The organism is Vibrio sp. M260112, from assembly GCF_036533775.1.
Taxonomy (GTDB): Bacteria; Pseudomonadota; Gammaproteobacteria; order Enterobacterales; family Vibrionaceae; genus Vibrio.
Genome location: NZ_JATABH010000040.1, coordinates 1 through 16,419, shown reverse-complemented (window position 1 = coordinate 16,419; position 16,419 = coordinate 1). Strand labels below are relative to the sequence as shown.

The following is a 16,419-nucleotide window of genomic DNA, read 5'->3' as shown; positions in this document are numbered from 1 at the left end:
ATTAATAGCGTCTAAGTCTAAAGAATCAATCGTCTTGCTCTAAGTCTTCTTCCTCAAACATCGATGAACGTTTGATTTCATATTGATTGAAACTAAAAATACTCGCGCCTCGGACGCGTTTGGTGATCACCTTTTCATCACCAAACTGGACCGTTACGTGAGTAAACACTTTGTTCTTAGCCTCTAAGGTACACTCAACCAACGCGACTTCTAACTCTTGATCATTAGTGTCTCGAGCATGTTTCACCTTCTCGAGATGAGCATTGGCTTCCTGCTTGTCTGCCTCTAGCTTCTGTTCTTGCTCGGGAGTACGCTCTGACTTGGGCGTTTTTTTGAATTCCAGCTCTTTGCGGATAATACCCATAGTCCCTTCTTGGGCTTGAGTATATTGTTCTTTGAGCTTAGCTTGACGCTCTTTATACATTTGAAAGCGAGCAAAAACATGCACGTAGGTAGCGGTATCGCCTTCTACACCGAGATTTACGCACGTCACCTTGCCGCCCACTTTAGCAGAGCCACCACTTAAAGTGCCCTGCTTTTCGTTGGCGTCACAAACCACGAGATTGTGTCCACAACGAACTTCATTACCCATACAGTGGACACTAAGGTGAATGTCATTTGCAGCCTGTAGTTCGGCGAACTGCGCATAGTTGGCGGTAATAGAACCACCCGATTTTACGATACAGCTTTTCTTCTCGCCTTCAGAAACGTTATGGCCGATGATCCCTTTAGCCACTTCGATATCACCTTGAACTTGGATGTCGGCTGATTCAATAAAGCCACCAACCGTGAGATTCCCCGTCGCCCTCACGACCATATCTGACTCGACATTGCCGAGGACGACAACATTGCCCTTGAATTTAACATGCCCCGTCGCCACACCAATGGTAGGGAGGCATAGTGCATCTTCAACCTCAACACCACGCTCTTTGAGAATCGGCATGCCCGAAACGGAGGCAATTAACAGATTGGGATTATCAGGGGAGATCATCGTGCCCTTGCCGACCTTAAACACCGCATCTTTACCCGGCTTAGGTGGAATGACTTTGCCAAGCACCGTCATCCCAGGCAACCCCTTAGTAGCAGGAACCCGTTTCATTAAAGGGTCATTTTGTGAAACATTGATCGTCTCGCCCAAGTTAAGCATATCGACTTTACCATCAACGGAAGATTCTTTAGGCGCGAGAACTTGTTTGGTGGGATCTTTGACCAAAGGAACAAATTTGGCGTCTACACCCTGTTTAGGTTGCTTGCCTTGTGCGACGGCTTGAGTGAACGTCTCTCCAGGTTTCAACTGATGACTCATAACCAGTACTTTTTTCAAGGCGAGCTTATTGATCCCTTTAGTCACATGCATTTGAGCCAAAGCGTGAACGATTTGTGGGCCTCTGAGTGGTTGCCCACGATAGGCACCAGTGACAACCATACTAGCAAGCATGTCATGTTCAGAAAGAACGACTTCGACACAAGCATTGCGTACCTCAGCAACCGTGATGCCAACATAGGCTTCGCTTTTCATCTCTTTTGCGCAACGAATAAAACGAGTGACTTCGTCTTCAAGCACAAACAAGTCTCCAGCGCCAATTGCTGACAACGCTTCACTCAAACCGCGACTGTCAAAATTCTTATCAACCGTGATATCGGGTAACAACTTCGCGATAACTTGTTTGTTATCATCAGAAAAAGCAACAAACTTATCCCACATGCCATTCTGCCTTTAAGTTCCTTCTGGGCCGAGTGTATAAAATTAATCCTCATCACTGTATCAAAATAGTGACAATTTCAAGCATATATCACTACATGATGCTTTTACACTGTAAATAACGTTAGCTAGAGCTCGGAAAGTGATGAGCCGCTTTTAATGAATATACTGCGGTGACACTGCGCCCCTGTTTTGAATACTCTAGTGAATCACACAATTCCGAAGCAAGAACAATACCGCGTCCGTGGGTGACCGGCTGCTTTTCCTGACTTGAACCATAATTTTTCTGATAATCAAACCCTTCTCCATTATGCTCAAGTTCCATGATCAACTTTTCTTCTTTAGGTAAAAAATTGATGCTGAGTTCTGTCCAAGCACTGTCTTCCAACTCTTTTAGCTTTTCCTCTCGCAGTTGATAGAACAAGAAAAAACCATCAGGCTCTTCTTTTATCGCAGAATCAAGTCTTAACAGCCCGTGCTCAATCGCGTTGGCAAACAGCTCTGAGAGCACAGAACATACCAAGTCCAAATGCACTCCTCCATGCAGTATGCCTGCCACGAACTTACGCACTTCAATCATCACGGAAACATTGCGCAATACTTCTCCATCTAAGCGTAGCTTAGATTGGCTGGGAATCTGATTGATCATCGTGCTATTTGGCGGTGGTTCTTGAACATTGCCGTTGGAGATAGGAAACCGCATGGCAAGAATGGATAAGTCATCCCCAACAGGCTTGTTCGCAAACTGACGAACGGAATCATACAAGGTTGGGATAATGGCTCGATTTGACAAAAATGCCTTCTCTAAACGCTGCTGACCAAATTGTTCACCTTCCTCATTCATCGCTTCGATAACACCGTCGGTATAGCAGATGATCTGTTGGTCTGGTTCCAATTTGAAATGTACCAAGTCCGATTCAAACTCATGAGGTTGTAGAACCCCCAATGGCATGTGAGTGGAAGTCAGTCGACGGACTATTGAACCATCTCGCTCAATCAAGTAACCATCAGGAAGCCCTCCCCCCCACCAAGAGACTTCAAACCCATTAGCACGTACCTCAAAGATACTTGCCGCCAACATCATGCCCATAGGTAAGAAACGGACTAAAACTTCATTAATCTCCCGAGCAATCTCTCCTAAAGAAAGCCCCTTTGATGCCATGGAAAAGAATGCACGTGTAGCCGGTATGGCAGAGATTGCGGCAGGTAAGCCATGGCCGGTCGCATCAGCGATCATGACATAAACACCCCCATGAGGACGATTTGCCACAACGATTAAGTCACCGTTAAATACGGTAGATGGGGTTGAGAGGTAATTAATGCCAAAGATACTTTTTACCTGAGAACTCATCTCTATCATCAGATTAGAGAAAATGGACTCAGCGATCGCGTAATCATATCGCACCTGTTCATGGAACTGGCTGAGTTCATCGCGCTGTTCCATTACTTCATTATGCATCTTAACAATGCGATAGTGCGCTTGAACTTTTGCCAGCAAAACACTCCGTTCGACTGGCTTGAGAATAAAATCATCGCCATATTTCAGGCAACGTTCAAAAGATGCATGATCGTCTAATACTGTGAGGAAAATGATCGGTATATGGACATCAGGAAAAGCCTGCCGAATCTCGCTTGCAGTCGTGATGCCGTCTTTGACAGGCATCATCACGTCAAGCAAGATGACATCAGGCAAGTCATCCATTTCCAACATCGCCTGAACCACGCCTTCGCCATTTTCAAATGTGCTTACAACGTCAGAGAGATCGCTAAGCATAAAGCGGCATAGCTCTCTGTTCGTAGCATGATCATCAACAATCATTACATGCATACGACCTCCTCAGCTTTTCATTCAATGACAAACTTCTTGTCGAATCGAGAAATGGTCAAAATCTTTCTAACTTGTGGCAAGGTGTTGGTTATTTTGATCATGCCATCGTCTTGGCCTAAGTAATTATGCATATTGAGCAACATGCCTAATCCAGCACTATCGATGTAATCAACTTTTCTTAGATCTATCGTAAAACGAAACTCTTGTCGGTCGTTATAACAGCGCCTAAAGTCCTGCACCAAATTGAACCCAAAAGCGCCCTCAATCAGTATTGTTATATGTTTCGCCGCAGCGTCTACCTGTGCTTCAACTGACATGTTTATCTCCTTGTGAAATAGTTAGACAACTCAAGAGTTCAGAACAGTTCAACCTCTCCTTCGTCAATGCTTTCTTGAGAAGCCGCTGGAGCACCACGATTGTCAACTTGCTCCTGTAATTCGACTAACGCCAATGTGAAATCATTGAAATCGATACCATTTGTTGTCCACTGTTGGCAGAGCTCAGCAAACTGCTGTAGATAGCCCACGGTTTGCTTGGCGTAATCACCTTGCTGGACAATGATATCGGCAAACTGCAAAGCACGAATTCCGTTATCAACTTGGACGTGCAACAACTCGCCACTGGAACGGATTTTCTGTACCTCCTGCTCTACAGATATATTGACCTGCTGTACGCCTCGCAACATGTCATCGACTTTTTCCTTCGACTCAATGGCCTCGGTCATATCAATAGAGGCCATTTCACCAACGGTTTTGTTCGCCTCTTTAACCGTTTTTTGAGCCACACTGATCTCAGCTTCAATCTGGGTATTTAATTCTTCTGCTTTCACCGATAAGTTGCGTACCTCCTGAGCCACAACAGCGAATCCGCGTCCAGCGTCACCAGCCCGCGCTGCTTCTATTGCTGCGTTTAACGCCAACAAATTTGTCTGCTCAGACAGGCCTCTCACTTGCTCCAGCAAGCGGAACACGGCGTCCAGTTTATCCGACATATCATGAATACTATGTACCGCCGAGATACTTTTCTCTGAGACATCCACAAGAGTATCGACAAACTGACGAATGATTGCCTCAGTTTTAGGCAGTACCTGACTAATGTCGCTATCGCTATCACGGCTGCCAAGCAGATTGTCGACCAATTCAGCGGTGATCTGATTTTGTCCCTCCGCAAGTTTTTGTAGTTCAAAGTAGCTTTCGTTGAGAGTCTCCACTGACTCATCCACCACACTTCTCTGATGATCTAAAGGCTCTTTTAGTTGCTGAGAAAGCACCGTGAGTAACGGATAGACTTCCTTAGGTGTGGTATTCACTTGGCTTGGCGTTGCCACCGCTTGAGCACTCGGTTCACTGTTATTCATTTGCTTTGGCATGACCAGCCACGGGATTGCCGCAGCCAACACCATCAAAGCAACATGGGCGATAGAGGAGGACATACTCACAGCAATCGACAAGAGCAAGACTTGTAAGCCAACAGCGATGAAGTAGCGGGTTTTAATTTTGCTTATTTTTGTTTTCATCATTCTTCCTTGATGTTGTAAGCCCAAACTATGAATCGCTAGATAAGTAGTGGCATATCTGCTCAGCAACGCTGTTGAGGTCAACCACTGACATTGCTGCATCCATTTCTACCGCGACACGAGGCATTCCCCAAACGACGGAAGAGGCTTGGTCCTGAGCGATGGTTTTCGCCCCCTGCTCTTTCATCCGAAGCATGCCTCTGGCTCCATCTTGTCCCATCCCCGTCAAGATCACACCTATGGCTTTTTTGCCTACCGTTTCTGCCACCGCATCAAACATGACATCAACGGAAGGCTTGTGTCGGTTGACGGCGGGACGATCATCGAGCTGACAGTAGAGGTGAGTACCACGTCGAACAACAACGATATGTTTGTCACCCGGAGCAAGATAGGCGCAGCCATTGGTCAATGGGGCTCGATTCGCGGTGAGCTCCTTAACCTCGATATCACTATGTTCATTGAGACGTTCAGCAAAAGAAGAGGAGAACATAGCACTGATATGTTGGGTAATGATGATCGGGGGTAACCCAGACGGCAAAGTAGATAGCACTTGTTTTACCGCTTCAGTTCCACCGGTTGATGCGCCGATAGCAATCACTTCTACTTTGTGATTATGCTTAGGAGCCGCGAGCTTAACGGCCGAATTGTGAGCTGACGACGTTGCAACATTCGCTCCCGCCGCCATCTTGATTTTTTCGTTAACCAACGCTTTATAGTTCACCATATCAGCCGTACTTTCTACCGCTGGTTTAGGGAAATAATCTACCGCGCCAAGCTCTAATGCCGCCAGTGTCGGCCCTGCCCCATGTTGAGTGAGAGTGGAAATCATCACCACAGGCATCGGTCTTAGACGCATCAAGTTTTTTAAGAACTGGACACCATTCATTTTTGGCATTTCGATGTCGAGTGTCAGCACATCGGGATTATGTTGCTTGATCAACTCTCGTGCTTGAAAGGGGTCTTCTGCCATGGCAACCACTTCTAAATCAGGATCTGAGTTGATCAGTTGTTGTAGCAAAGCCCTGAATACTGGCGAATCATCAACAATAAGTACTTTAATTTTTCTCATTAAAACAGCTCCACGTCATCGTCATGTGGGCGATGACTTTCCCTATCCAACTGACTGGCATATTTTTCTTCTTGGTGCTGTAGGAGGTGTACTTCTGTAAACGGAATTCTCTTTAACCACGCCCTACCACTTATCGGGTCAAAAATGACTTTCCGAGGTTCAAGACCTCCTAGATCTTGTGCTGTCACATTCATTCCTTCTTGTTGAATGTAATTAAGAATAAATGCGACGTTCTTCTCCCCTATCATCGAGTTGCGCCCTAACATTTGCGCCCCTCCAAAGACCTTCACCTGCAAGGAAGAGCGCTTAGCGCCTCTAGCGAGCATGGCATTAAGTAACATTTCCATCGCATAGCTCCCATAACGAGAAGCAGTAGAGGCGACCTCCTCTGGATTCCATGATTTGAGCTGAGACTTGCTGTCAAATGGCAACAAAAAGTGATTCATTCCACCAATCCCTTCATTGGCATCCCACATACAAGCCGCGACACACGACCCTAGCCCTGTCGCAATCAACTCGTCTTCCGCTTTTGTGCTATATATCCCTCCAGGTAACAGCTTCACTATGTGCTTTTCTTGGGTTGGATGGTAAAAGCGGTTGAAGTGACTGTTTTCATATTTTGGTGTTACTAGCCTCGAACCGATCATTGTTATTGCCTATTTTTTTACGTAAATGGTGTGCCCAATATGGTGAAACAGATCAAGGTTCGCTGGGACACTCTCTGAATGACCAATAAAGAGCACACCATTTGGTTTGAGTTGTTGATAAAAACGTTTGATCAATTTTGCTTGGGTCTGTCTGTCGAAATAGATCATCACATTCCGACATGAGATCAGATCAAAGGGCTCTGAAAAATCCCAATTCTCCAGTAAGTTCAACTGACGAAACTGAATGTATTTTTGCAATCCAATGCGACACTTAATGTTGCCCTGCTGTGCCCCAGTACCACGGACAAAACTCGGTTTAAGATACTTACTCGGTATCGTTTTAATCGCGTCATCGCTATAGATTCCACGCTGCGCATGTTGTAATACTTTGGTATCCAAATCCGTCGCAGTCAGTCTGATATCTTCAAACTGGTCGAACGCCTGTGCCCAATGGAGAGAAGCCACAAAGCTGTACGGCTCCTCTCCGGTTGAACAACCAGCGGACCAAATTCTGAGTTTACTCAGTCCTTGTTCTCGCCACTCTTTGATGAGTACCTTTTCAAGAAACTCAAAGTGGTGATACTCGCGAAAGAACTGAGTTTTATTGGTTGTCAGGCAATTAATAAAGTTGGCTTGCTCCGACGGGTCCTGCTCAATCATGGGCCGGTAATCGCGAAAACGACGTAGGCCTAGTCGCCGTAGCTGGCGACTAATCCGGCCATAAACCATGGTTCTTTTTCGATCTGAAAAGAAGATGCCGACGTTTTTATGCATGAACCACTGAATAAACTTGAAGTCTTTATCCGTCAGTTCAAACTCACGCTTATCAGCCACCGAGTTTTCAGCCTGAACTAGAACTCTTCCCATTCGTCCCCATCCTCTTCAAGCTTGAAGCTAGAATTGGCAACCTTTGGTGTTCTAATTTCGCGAACATTGTTGTCTCTCACTTTGTCCAACGACTTAGATTCAAAGGTGGTCACATTGTTGTCCGTCGCAAAAAAGTTCATCAGATGCAGCAGTTGCTTGCCTTCGTCTTTGAGTGATTGACTCGCCGCGGAGGTTTCTTCAACCAATGACGCATTCTGCTGTGTCATCTCATCCATTGTCGCTATCGCTCGATTGATTTCATCAATACCCGTAGACTGCTCCTGACTTGAAGAGGCAATCTGTGCAATCAGCTCTGTCACCTTCTCCACGGCTTCTACAATCTCATTGAGCGTTTCTCCCGATTCATCAACCAGACGTGAACCTTCGTCGACTTTTTCAACACTGTCTTTGATTAGGCCTTTGATCTCTTTCGCCGCCGCAGCACTGCGCTGTGCGAGATTGCGAACTTCACCAGCAACAACAGCAAAACCACGACCCTGTTCACCAGCACGAGCGGCTTCTACGGCGGCATTGAGTGCCAATAAGTTCGTTTGGAAAGCAATCTCATCTATCACGCCAATGATGTCGGCAATTTTCTTACTCGCGGTATTAATCTCGGCCATTGCAGACACCGCCTGACCAACCACTTCACCGCCTTTGCTGGCTTTTTTAGCCGCATCATCCGATAGCTCGTTGGCTCCTTTGGCGTTATCCGCATTTTGGCGCACTGTTGCGGTCATTTGCTCCATACTCGCCGCTGTCTCTTCTAAGTTAGAGGCTTGAGCTTCGACGCGCTGACTCAAGTCATTGTTGCCTTCTGCAATCTCCGTAGAGGCAGTCGCAACGCGAGCCGATGACTGAGTAATTTTGTCAACCATATTGCGTAGGTTAAGAATGGAGGTGTTCACGGCATTGGACAGACGAGCAAACTCACCCGTGTTATCTTCGGGCATAGTGGTGTTGAGATTACCTTCGGCCACCTGACTCATGACATCAATACACTGACCCAACGGAACAACCATGGTATCGAGTAAGTTATTGATGCCATCACCCAACTCTTTCATAAAGCCGTTATAAACGCTGGTATCAATACGTTCACTCAAGTCACCTGCGATGGCTTTTTGAATCAAGGATTCGACCTGACGCTGACCATCTTGCTGTTCGGTAATATCAACCCATTGCAAAGCTGGCCCTATGTAGTTGCCCTGCCCATCTCGCATCGCAATACAGGTGAGGTTAAATTCCAATCCGCCGACCGCAATATTGGAGGAGAAAGGGAGGCGATCAGGATTGGTAATGATGTTGCGCTGGTGGCCTGGATTCTTATGGAAGATGTCGATGTTTTTTCCAACCAGATTACTGGCATCAAATCCTGGTAGAACTTTCTGAAGATCACTTTCTCGGCTGCGGAGCAAATTGTGTAATGCAGGATTGAGATAGGTAATGATGCCCTCTTTGTTAGCCATCATAATATTGGTTGTCATGCCAGCAACCGCAGAGGCCAATCGACCAATCTCTTCTTCTTTTGCTCGCTCTTCAGTCACATCACGCCACTCAAGCGTATTACCAATATAGTTGCCCTGAGCGTCATTAATCGCAGCAACATTTAACTCAATCTTTAGATCTTTGATGCTAATGTCAGTGCTGTACGGCAAGTTATTCGGATCAGCCAGCAGTTGTCTTTGGTGAGCCGGATTGCGATGGAACTCGTCAATACAACGCCCCACTAACCACTCTTCACTGGCCGTAAATCCTGCCCATACTGAACGCATGGTTGCTTCATGCTTGCTAAACAGATTAATGGTTTCTTGGTTGGCGTAAGTGATTAACAGGTCTCTGTCTATCATGACCATCGCGGTTTGTGCCTGATTCACCGCGGCTTGTAAGCGGGCAATATCATTCTTCTGCTTAAGCGCTTCCGTTACGTCAGACCATTCTAACGTGTTACCTACATACGTACCGGTTGCATCTATAATCGCCCCTACATTCAGTTCAATCTTAACGTCTTTGACCGTGATGGTCGTGGTGTAAGGTAAGTTAGATGGATTGGATAGCATCTGTCGTTGATGACTCGGATTGGTGTGAAACAAGTCTATGCAATAGCCCAGTAAGAACTCTTCGGTTGCTTTAAAGTTTGGCCAAATCGATTGAAACAGAGCCTCATGCATCTTGAGCAGATCAACGGACTTCTGATTGAGATATGTGATATTGAAATCACGGTCAATCATCATCAGAGCGGTTTGAGCTGTGTTGAGTGCCGAGAGTAGTTGCTCCTTCGATATTCCTTGCTCTTCTTCAGGCAGGAACTCGTCGGTTAGCGTGTCCTGCGTTGGTGCTACGAATTGAGCCGCAGGCCCTAGTTGTTTATTCCAAAATGCCATGAGTTACCTCTCACTGGTTGCTTCTTCTGACGTGTATTACCAAAACGAATAAACCGCATTCAGATTGGCATTAAGCCCAACTCTCTTCCGCTTGGTTGGGTACTGCTAGCTCTGCCGCATCGAACAAAGCGTCTAAATTAATAAGTACTAAATGACCATTGCTCACCGAGGCGATGCCACGGACATAGCTATGATCAACATCCGAAGATACGTGTGGTGATGGTTTTATCTGTTCTTCAGTCAACGGGTACACTTCTGAAACACCGTCGACAATAATGCCAAGTGGGTGTTTTTGGGTATCATTCAGCACAATCACAACCGTTGTGACACCTATTGTTGCGGGCGTTAAACCAAAGCGCATTCGTAAATCAACAATCGGCACATACTCTCCTCGGATCTCAAGCACACCTTTCATGTACGCCGGGGAATTTGGCACCTCTCTGACGGGGTTCCAACCGCGAACTTCTCGCACATCCAAAATCGGTACGCCGTACTCTTCACCTTCAAGTACAAAACTAAGAAACTCTTGCGTCGCGATCATGATTCGGCCCTCAGAATGCGTTCAATATTGAGTAACTCTTCCGTGTGGAGCAGTGACATCACCTGATCGCCAACATTGATTAAACCTTGTAGGTAGGGCGTGACCATTGACTCACCGACTGCCGGATAGAGTTCATTGTGTCCGCGACTGACGACATCGCTCACGGCATCAACCACCAACCCCATCAAACGATCTCTTTCACTGTCACTGTAACGAAGTACAATCACGACTGTGGTTGGTAGATATTCACATTTGCCAACCGAGAAGCGAGAGCGTAAATCGATAACAGGAACAATCATTCCACGTAGGTTGATCACACCAAGAACAAACTTGGGAGCTCTGGGGATAGGCGTTGGTCTTTCCCAAACACGGATCTCTTCAACATCTTTGATTTCAACGCCATACAGTTCATGCGCCAGTTCGAAACTCAAAAAATCCGCGCTTTCACTTACTTCATCACCCATGCTGTCGAGTAGCGCTTCCGCTTGTTCAGCAATATTTTTTTTCGCGACATCATTCATTCCAACGGAACTGTCCATGTCTGTGATTACTGCATCCATATCGTCTCCTTACGCCGCAATACCGTTGTGAGTGACTTCGGAAGAACGATTGAGGAAGTTCGTGATTAACCCTTGGATATCGAGAATCAAAGAGACCGAGCCATCTCCTAAAATCGTTGCACCTGAGATACCAGCTACCTTGCTGTAGTTTGATTCAAGGCTCTTGATCACCACTTGCTGTTGGTCATGCAATTCATCAAGCAACAAACCCACTCGATTTCCAGCGGCCTCTACAAAGCAAAGAATGCGTTGTTCTAGTGCTCCACTCTCCCCCATCTCCAACTCATCTTGGAGACGTAAAATAGGAATGTTTTCTTCGCGTAATCGATAAAGTTCAATGCCCCCAGAAGCAATCTTGATACAGGCAGGATCGATTTGAATTGATTCGACAATCGTCAGCAAAGGTATGACATACACCTCTCCCGCCACTTTGACTAACTGGCCATCAAGAATGGCTAATGTGAGAGGTAAACTAATCGTGAAACAACTTCCTTCACCCAGCTTAGATTCAACCTCGATATGTCCGCCGAGCTCCTCAATGTTGCGGCGAACAACATCCATTCCGACTCCTCGTCCAGAAATATCGGAAACTTGTTCTGCGGTTGAAAAACCCGGCGCAAAAATCAGATTCATTAGCTGTTTATCGGAATATTCGTCGCGGCGAGAATCCGCAGCCAAAACACCTTTTTCTAATGCTTTATCCCATAACTTGTCACAGTTCAGCCCTGCACCATCATCTCTAATCTCAATCACTATTGAGCCACCCTGATGGTAAGCATTCAACTCAATGACACCGACCTCCGGCTTTCCGCTTGCAAGTCGCGTCGATGGTTGTTCGATTCCATGATCAATACCATTTCGAACAAGGTGGACTAATGGATCGACAATGCGCTCGAGGACGGTTTTATCGAGTTCGGTTTGCTCACCTTTTATTTGTAGATCCACCTGTTTCTCAAGACGACTCGATAGATCCCGCACCAAACGCGGGAAACGGCTGAATGCAAAACTCATCGGTAACATACGAATATTGAGTACGTTTTCTTGCAAGTCTTTGCTATTTTGCAGCAGTTGATCTAGGCCTGTTTTGAGCTTCTCTAATTTCTCAATCGTAAAGTCATTGCCAATTTCAGTGAGCATGGACTGGGTAATCACCAATTCGCCAACTAAGTTAATCAGGCTGTCTACTTTGTCTATGTCGACACGGATAGAACTCACGCTGGAATCTGATTTTGCCGCCTTTGTCGATTTCGCTTCAGTTTCTGTTTTCTTTTCGACGGCCTCAACTTGAGGTGCTGTTTGGACAAGGTCAGACAACGCTTCACTAGCATCACTCGATTCATTGCTACCAATGCGTTCAACGGTTAAGTCACACTCATCTTCAACCCACTCGAAAATCTCTCGGATTAAATCCTCTTCAACCAATCCGCTGATAGTGGCATGCCAAGAGAGATAGCAAAGTTCAGACTCCAAGGCTTCAATCTCAGGAAGTTTTGATGTGTCGACTTCTATCACACAAGACGCATCCAGTTCAGTCAGCTCACGAAGAATCCTTAGTGGATCGTTACCACTAAAGAACATCTCCTGATGTGGGGTGAACACGATTTGCCAAGGCTGGTTGCTTTGGTTGGAAGGTGAGCTTTGCGTTTCGGCTAGCCCAGCATTTGATGACTGAGGCTCTATTGAGTTCTCATCCAATAAGGCAACTAACTTGAGACTTACTTCTTGCTTGAGAGCGTCATTCACTTCACTCCCCTGTTCATGACCTTCAAGCATACTGTGGATACAATCACCGCTCTTCAGTAACAGGTCGATCGTTTCGGCACTGAGACTACGTTGATGATTGCGAACGAGATCGAGGTAAGCTTCAACGCTATGCGTAAACTCGCTGATGTCGAGCAGATTAAACGTTCCTGCTCCCCCTTTGATTGAGTGAGCAGCACGAAAAATCGTATTGATTGACTCATCTTCTACATGGGTAGGATCCAAATTGAGCAACACATCTTCAAGCACTTCAAGATTTTCACGACATTCCTCGTAAAACATCTTGCGTAACTGTTCCATGTCTAAAGCCATAATAACCTCACCAATTGACGTTGCTATGTGAGAGAAGCGTCGTTTAAATCACACGTTTTAATGTTTTTAGGAGTGTGTCTGGATTAAACGGTTTTACTAACCAACCTGTCGCTCCAGCCGACTTACCTTCTTGTTTCTTGTCGGCACTGGTTTCCGTGGTCAGCATTAAAATTGGAATAAACTTGTATTGCGGTTTTTCGCGTAACGCTTTAACCAGCTCAAATCCACCCATATTTGGCATATTGACATCCGAAATGACCACATCGAATTTCGCTGAAGTCACTTTGCTTAGAGCGTCTCGCCCATCGTTTGCAGTCTCTACGTCATAGCCAGCGTCACGTAATGTGTGACTGACCATTTGGCGAATAGACACAGAATCATCCACAGCTAGTATTTTAGTCATGTTGCGGTTCTCCAACTTCACTATTGATATCAAACTGATCGTGCAGTCCTAATGTATTAATACCCTCGATTAGTAATGGAGTAGGTTTTACTAGTCGAATATCGATCTTATGGGATTTAGCGGATAAGAATAACGCGGTCAATGCCTGTAACCCCGCAGCATCAACGCGATTGACCTGTGAAGCATCGATATGAAGTTGATTGGTATCTTGAGCAAGCCAAGCCTTATAGTCATTGGCGCTATCGATCACTGTCGAGATGTCCAATGACGCAGGTAATAAACAGTCCATGTTTTCAACCTTCACTTTATTATTATTCCTAGCCGATATTAACCATGTTGCTTAAGATGAGTGTAGGAAGGAATAATTAATGCGCAAGCAAGTAAAACTAGATAGTTTGGGTGAGAGTTTGATGCAGAGAGACGATATAAGAACTTTTATCTTTAAGAATTAATCAATTACATAAGTTTGCACAGTTGGATAAATTTTCACAATTTTATTCACTGCCGTTTGAAAAACGACATGCAAAACTCTGAAACGTTTTCGATTTACAGTGTAAACACCAACGCGGTTTACACTGTAAATAGTTCCACACAGAACCGCTTTTACAGTGTAAATTTTGTAGATTTAGTGCGAGTAGAGAGAGTTAAGTGAGTAACTCGCCTAACTGCTGACGAAAAACTTGCTCTGCCTGCTTCCTGCCAGCAAAACCAAATTCAGCTATACAAGATGACCAAGTGTTTCGTTGTACCACGAGGCGTATGAAAAAGTTGCTGACTTTGCCTGCCAATGAAGGGGTATCTTGCCACCAAGAATAGAGATGGGGAGCGACGCTTTCGTAACTTGCCCCACCTAAGCAATACCGCTCGATCAGTGGGTTGAAGCTAGGTTTATCAACGGAAGCATCTTTATTTGCGATTAAACTACGGACGAGTTCAATCTCAAGTTGGGCAAACAGAGTACTCAATGAATAATCGAAGCAATGAAAAAACTGCGCCCTCGCACTATTAAGCCAATCGACGTTCCCTTTCACCATCACAAGAGAGTGCGTTCCACTCGCTTGATCACGTTGGCTGCCCAGCCGAATTGACGCAAAACCGCAGCGATGCCAAAATTGAACCAATTCACTCGTCGCCCCAAAGCTGGTGGAGTAAAAGTCATAGTCGCTATTGTGTATCAACTGACGAATCAATTGCTGTCCAATCCTTTTTCTTTGACCTTGAGGATGAACAGCAATCCGCATGATACGTAAGCTCGATTGTTGCGCAGCTTCAGTGATGCCAAGCTGGTTTGCCAAAGTTGTCGCAACCAAATGCCCTTTTGGTCGACGCTTACCCATACAAATCTGCTCAAGCAGATCACTCGTCAACTTACCCTCTTCAATCGCTAGAATACATCCAAGGCAGATATCACCATCGAATGCGGTATAAAGGTGAATCGCATCGTCAGCGAGTAACAACATCAGGTCATTCGGTGAAGTTTGGTAGTGAGCGTTGACCAACAAAGCAAAACAGTTGTTAAGAATCTCAGGAGAAGAAATCAGTTGACGCTTGTCTACCCGCTGCAAGATAGGGTCTTGAGCTTGACTGGAAAGATCCATCAACTCACTATTGAGAAGAAAACTATCGAACAACCACTTTTCTAACGGGTCATCAGTCGCCCATCTTATAGGCTGTTGCAGATGATAAAAGGACGTTCCTGGGCGTTGCTGTTTAAGCCAAGTTTGAAACTTTAAGCTAAAGCCACGACCACAACCTTCATAGCCATGAATCGTCGTTGAAAAGACGGCTCGATGGTATCGTTCTACCATACTTTGCAGCATAGGAATTGGAATCGCCGAGGCTTCATCAACCAATAGACAATCAAGCTCAGTTTGGTTGCGTAATAACTCATCCGGCGCAACAAACTCAAGAATCGACTGCTGAAAGCACAGCTGGTTGTTGTCCATCTTGACGCCATTCAATAAACGACTGGCATGCTCAAAAACAGGTTGAACGGTTGCAATACTTGGCGCGGTAACAACGATGCGTAGAGTGCGAGATTGCATCAGTTGAGCCGCAGCTATGCCTAGGGCACTACTTTTTCCGCGCCCACGATCAGCGGTCATCACTAATGGTCTCTTTCGGTGACCTTCCACCACTTTGATAATTTTCTCTATCGCTTGTTGTTGGTCTCGATAAGGCTCGAAATCACTGACCTTAGCGCTAGGTAGTTGGGGCAACGATTGATCTTGATGGAGCTGAATCAGTCCATCCAATGCGTTCGCCAACCACATTTGGTCAAGACGCTCTCTGTCTTCTTTGGCTGTGAGGATAACAATCAGACCGCCTCCTCGAACACAGCCTGTTGCGGCGGTAAAACTGTTGGCATCAAAGCCAGCACGAAAATCACAAATCAGTAGTTGGCACTCTTGCCCCAACAACTGCTGACCCTTATTGAACTTAGCGAACCGACTGACTTCTACTGAAGCATCGCCACCCAATTGATAGATAGCCGATGGATCAACTTGGCTAGCAACCTCGACAAGACATTGCTGTTGCCACTCATCGCCTCCACGAACAACGACACCAAAACGGTGATTGCGCTGAGTGGCAATAACGAGAAGCTGAGAAAAGTAGTCGTGTATGGTTTTCATGCAATAGGTACTGTTTCAATCGTGTTTATCTGCCGACATTATGACATAAAAAAAGGTTCATCGCGGCTTTCCGGGGAAAGCCGCTTTTATCTTCATAAAGAAGTATTCCGTATCTCGGTATCCATAGCCCATTCTTTTTATTAGCTTAATCTTGTTATTGATCCCTTCCAAGGTACATGTATTTAGATGATACGAAGCT

At 45.6% G+C, this 16,419-nt stretch carries 15 protein-coding genes; all 15 read right to left on the bottom strand.

What is annotated here, in order from left to right:
* Nucleotides 1-25: 25 nt before the first annotated feature.
* Nucleotides 26-1,705 (bottom strand): DUF342 domain-containing protein, encoded by a 1,680-nt coding sequence (locus QTN95_RS15465; RefSeq protein ID WP_331418065.1) that lies wholly within the window; start codon nt 1,703-1,705, stop codon nt 26-28.
* A 121-nt stretch (nt 1,706-1,826) separates the two neighbouring features.
* The gene (locus QTN95_RS15460; protein ID WP_331418064.1) at nt 1,827-3,530 is read right to left on the bottom strand and encodes an ATP-binding SpoIIE family protein phosphatase; all 1,704 of its coding nucleotides are present in this window, start codon (nt 3,528-3,530) and stop codon (nt 1,827-1,829) included.
* Nucleotides 3,531-3,547: 17 nt separating this feature from the next.
* Nucleotides 3,548-3,847, bottom strand: coding sequence for an STAS domain-containing protein (locus tag QTN95_RS15455; protein ID WP_138973049.1), 300 nt, complete (start codon nt 3,845-3,847; stop codon nt 3,548-3,550).
* A 38-nt stretch (nt 3,848-3,885) separates the two neighbouring features.
* Nucleotides 3,886-5,049, bottom strand: coding sequence for a methyl-accepting chemotaxis protein (locus QTN95_RS15450; protein ID WP_443088873.1), 1,164 nt, complete (start codon nt 5,047-5,049; stop codon nt 3,886-3,888).
* A 25-nt stretch (nt 5,050-5,074) separates the two neighbouring features.
* Nucleotides 5,075-6,115 (bottom strand): protein-glutamate methylesterase/protein-glutamine glutaminase, encoded by a 1,041-nt coding sequence (locus tag QTN95_RS15445; RefSeq protein WP_331418062.1) that lies wholly within the window; start codon nt 6,113-6,115, stop codon nt 5,075-5,077.
* Nucleotides 6,115-6,762, bottom strand: a complete 648-nt coding sequence (locus QTN95_RS15440) for a chemotaxis protein CheD (RefSeq protein WP_331418061.1) — start codon at nt 6,760-6,762, stop codon at nt 6,115-6,117. Before QTN95_RS15440 ends, QTN95_RS15445 begins: the two co-directional genes overlap by 1 nt.
* A 9-nt stretch (nt 6,763-6,771) precedes the next feature.
* Complete coding sequence (locus tag QTN95_RS15435) at nt 6,772-7,629, bottom strand: CheR family methyltransferase (RefSeq protein ID WP_331418060.1); 858 nt, start codon at nt 7,627-7,629, stop codon at nt 6,772-6,774.
* On the bottom strand, nt 7,614-10,010 hold the full coding sequence (aer2, locus tag QTN95_RS15430) for an aerotaxis transducer Aer2 (protein ID WP_331418059.1): 2,397 nt from the start codon (nt 10,008-10,010) through the stop codon (nt 7,614-7,616). The genes QTN95_RS15435 and aer2 overlap by 16 nt, the downstream gene beginning before the upstream one ends.
* A 70-nt stretch (nt 10,011-10,080) precedes the next feature.
* Nucleotides 10,081-10,551 carry a chemotaxis protein CheW gene (locus tag QTN95_RS15425; protein WP_331418058.1) on the bottom strand — a complete coding sequence of 157 codons (471 nt, stop codon included), beginning with the start codon at nt 10,549-10,551 and terminating at the stop codon, nt 10,081-10,083.
* A complete protein-coding gene (locus QTN95_RS15420) occupies nt 10,548-11,015 on the bottom strand; it encodes a chemotaxis protein CheW (protein ID WP_443088874.1) in 468 nt (155 codons plus the stop codon). Before QTN95_RS15420 ends, QTN95_RS15425 begins: the two co-directional genes overlap by 4 nt.
* Before the next feature lie 105 nt (nt 11,016-11,120).
* A complete protein-coding gene (locus QTN95_RS15415; protein ID WP_331418056.1) occupies nt 11,121-13,184 on the bottom strand; it encodes a chemotaxis protein CheA in 2,064 nt (687 codons plus the stop codon).
* 43 nt (nt 13,185-13,227) lie between these two features.
* Nucleotides 13,228-13,587 (bottom strand): response regulator, encoded by a 360-nt coding sequence (locus tag QTN95_RS15410; protein WP_138973058.1) that lies wholly within the window; start codon nt 13,585-13,587, stop codon nt 13,228-13,230.
* Entirely contained in the window at nt 13,580-13,876 is a 297-nt protein-coding gene (locus tag QTN95_RS15405; protein ID WP_331418055.1) for an STAS domain-containing protein, read from the bottom strand. The genes QTN95_RS15410 and QTN95_RS15405 overlap by 8 nt, the downstream gene beginning before the upstream one ends.
* A 355-nt stretch (nt 13,877-14,231) precedes the next feature.
* Nucleotides 14,232-16,220 (bottom strand): tRNA(Met) cytidine acetyltransferase TmcA, encoded by a 1,989-nt coding sequence (locus QTN95_RS15400; protein WP_331418054.1) that lies wholly within the window; start codon nt 16,218-16,220, stop codon nt 14,232-14,234.
* 57 nt (nt 16,221-16,277) lie between these two features.
* The coding region (locus tag QTN95_RS15395; RefSeq protein ID WP_331418075.1) for a transposase at nt 16,278-16,419 on the bottom strand (142 nt) is incomplete at its 5' end.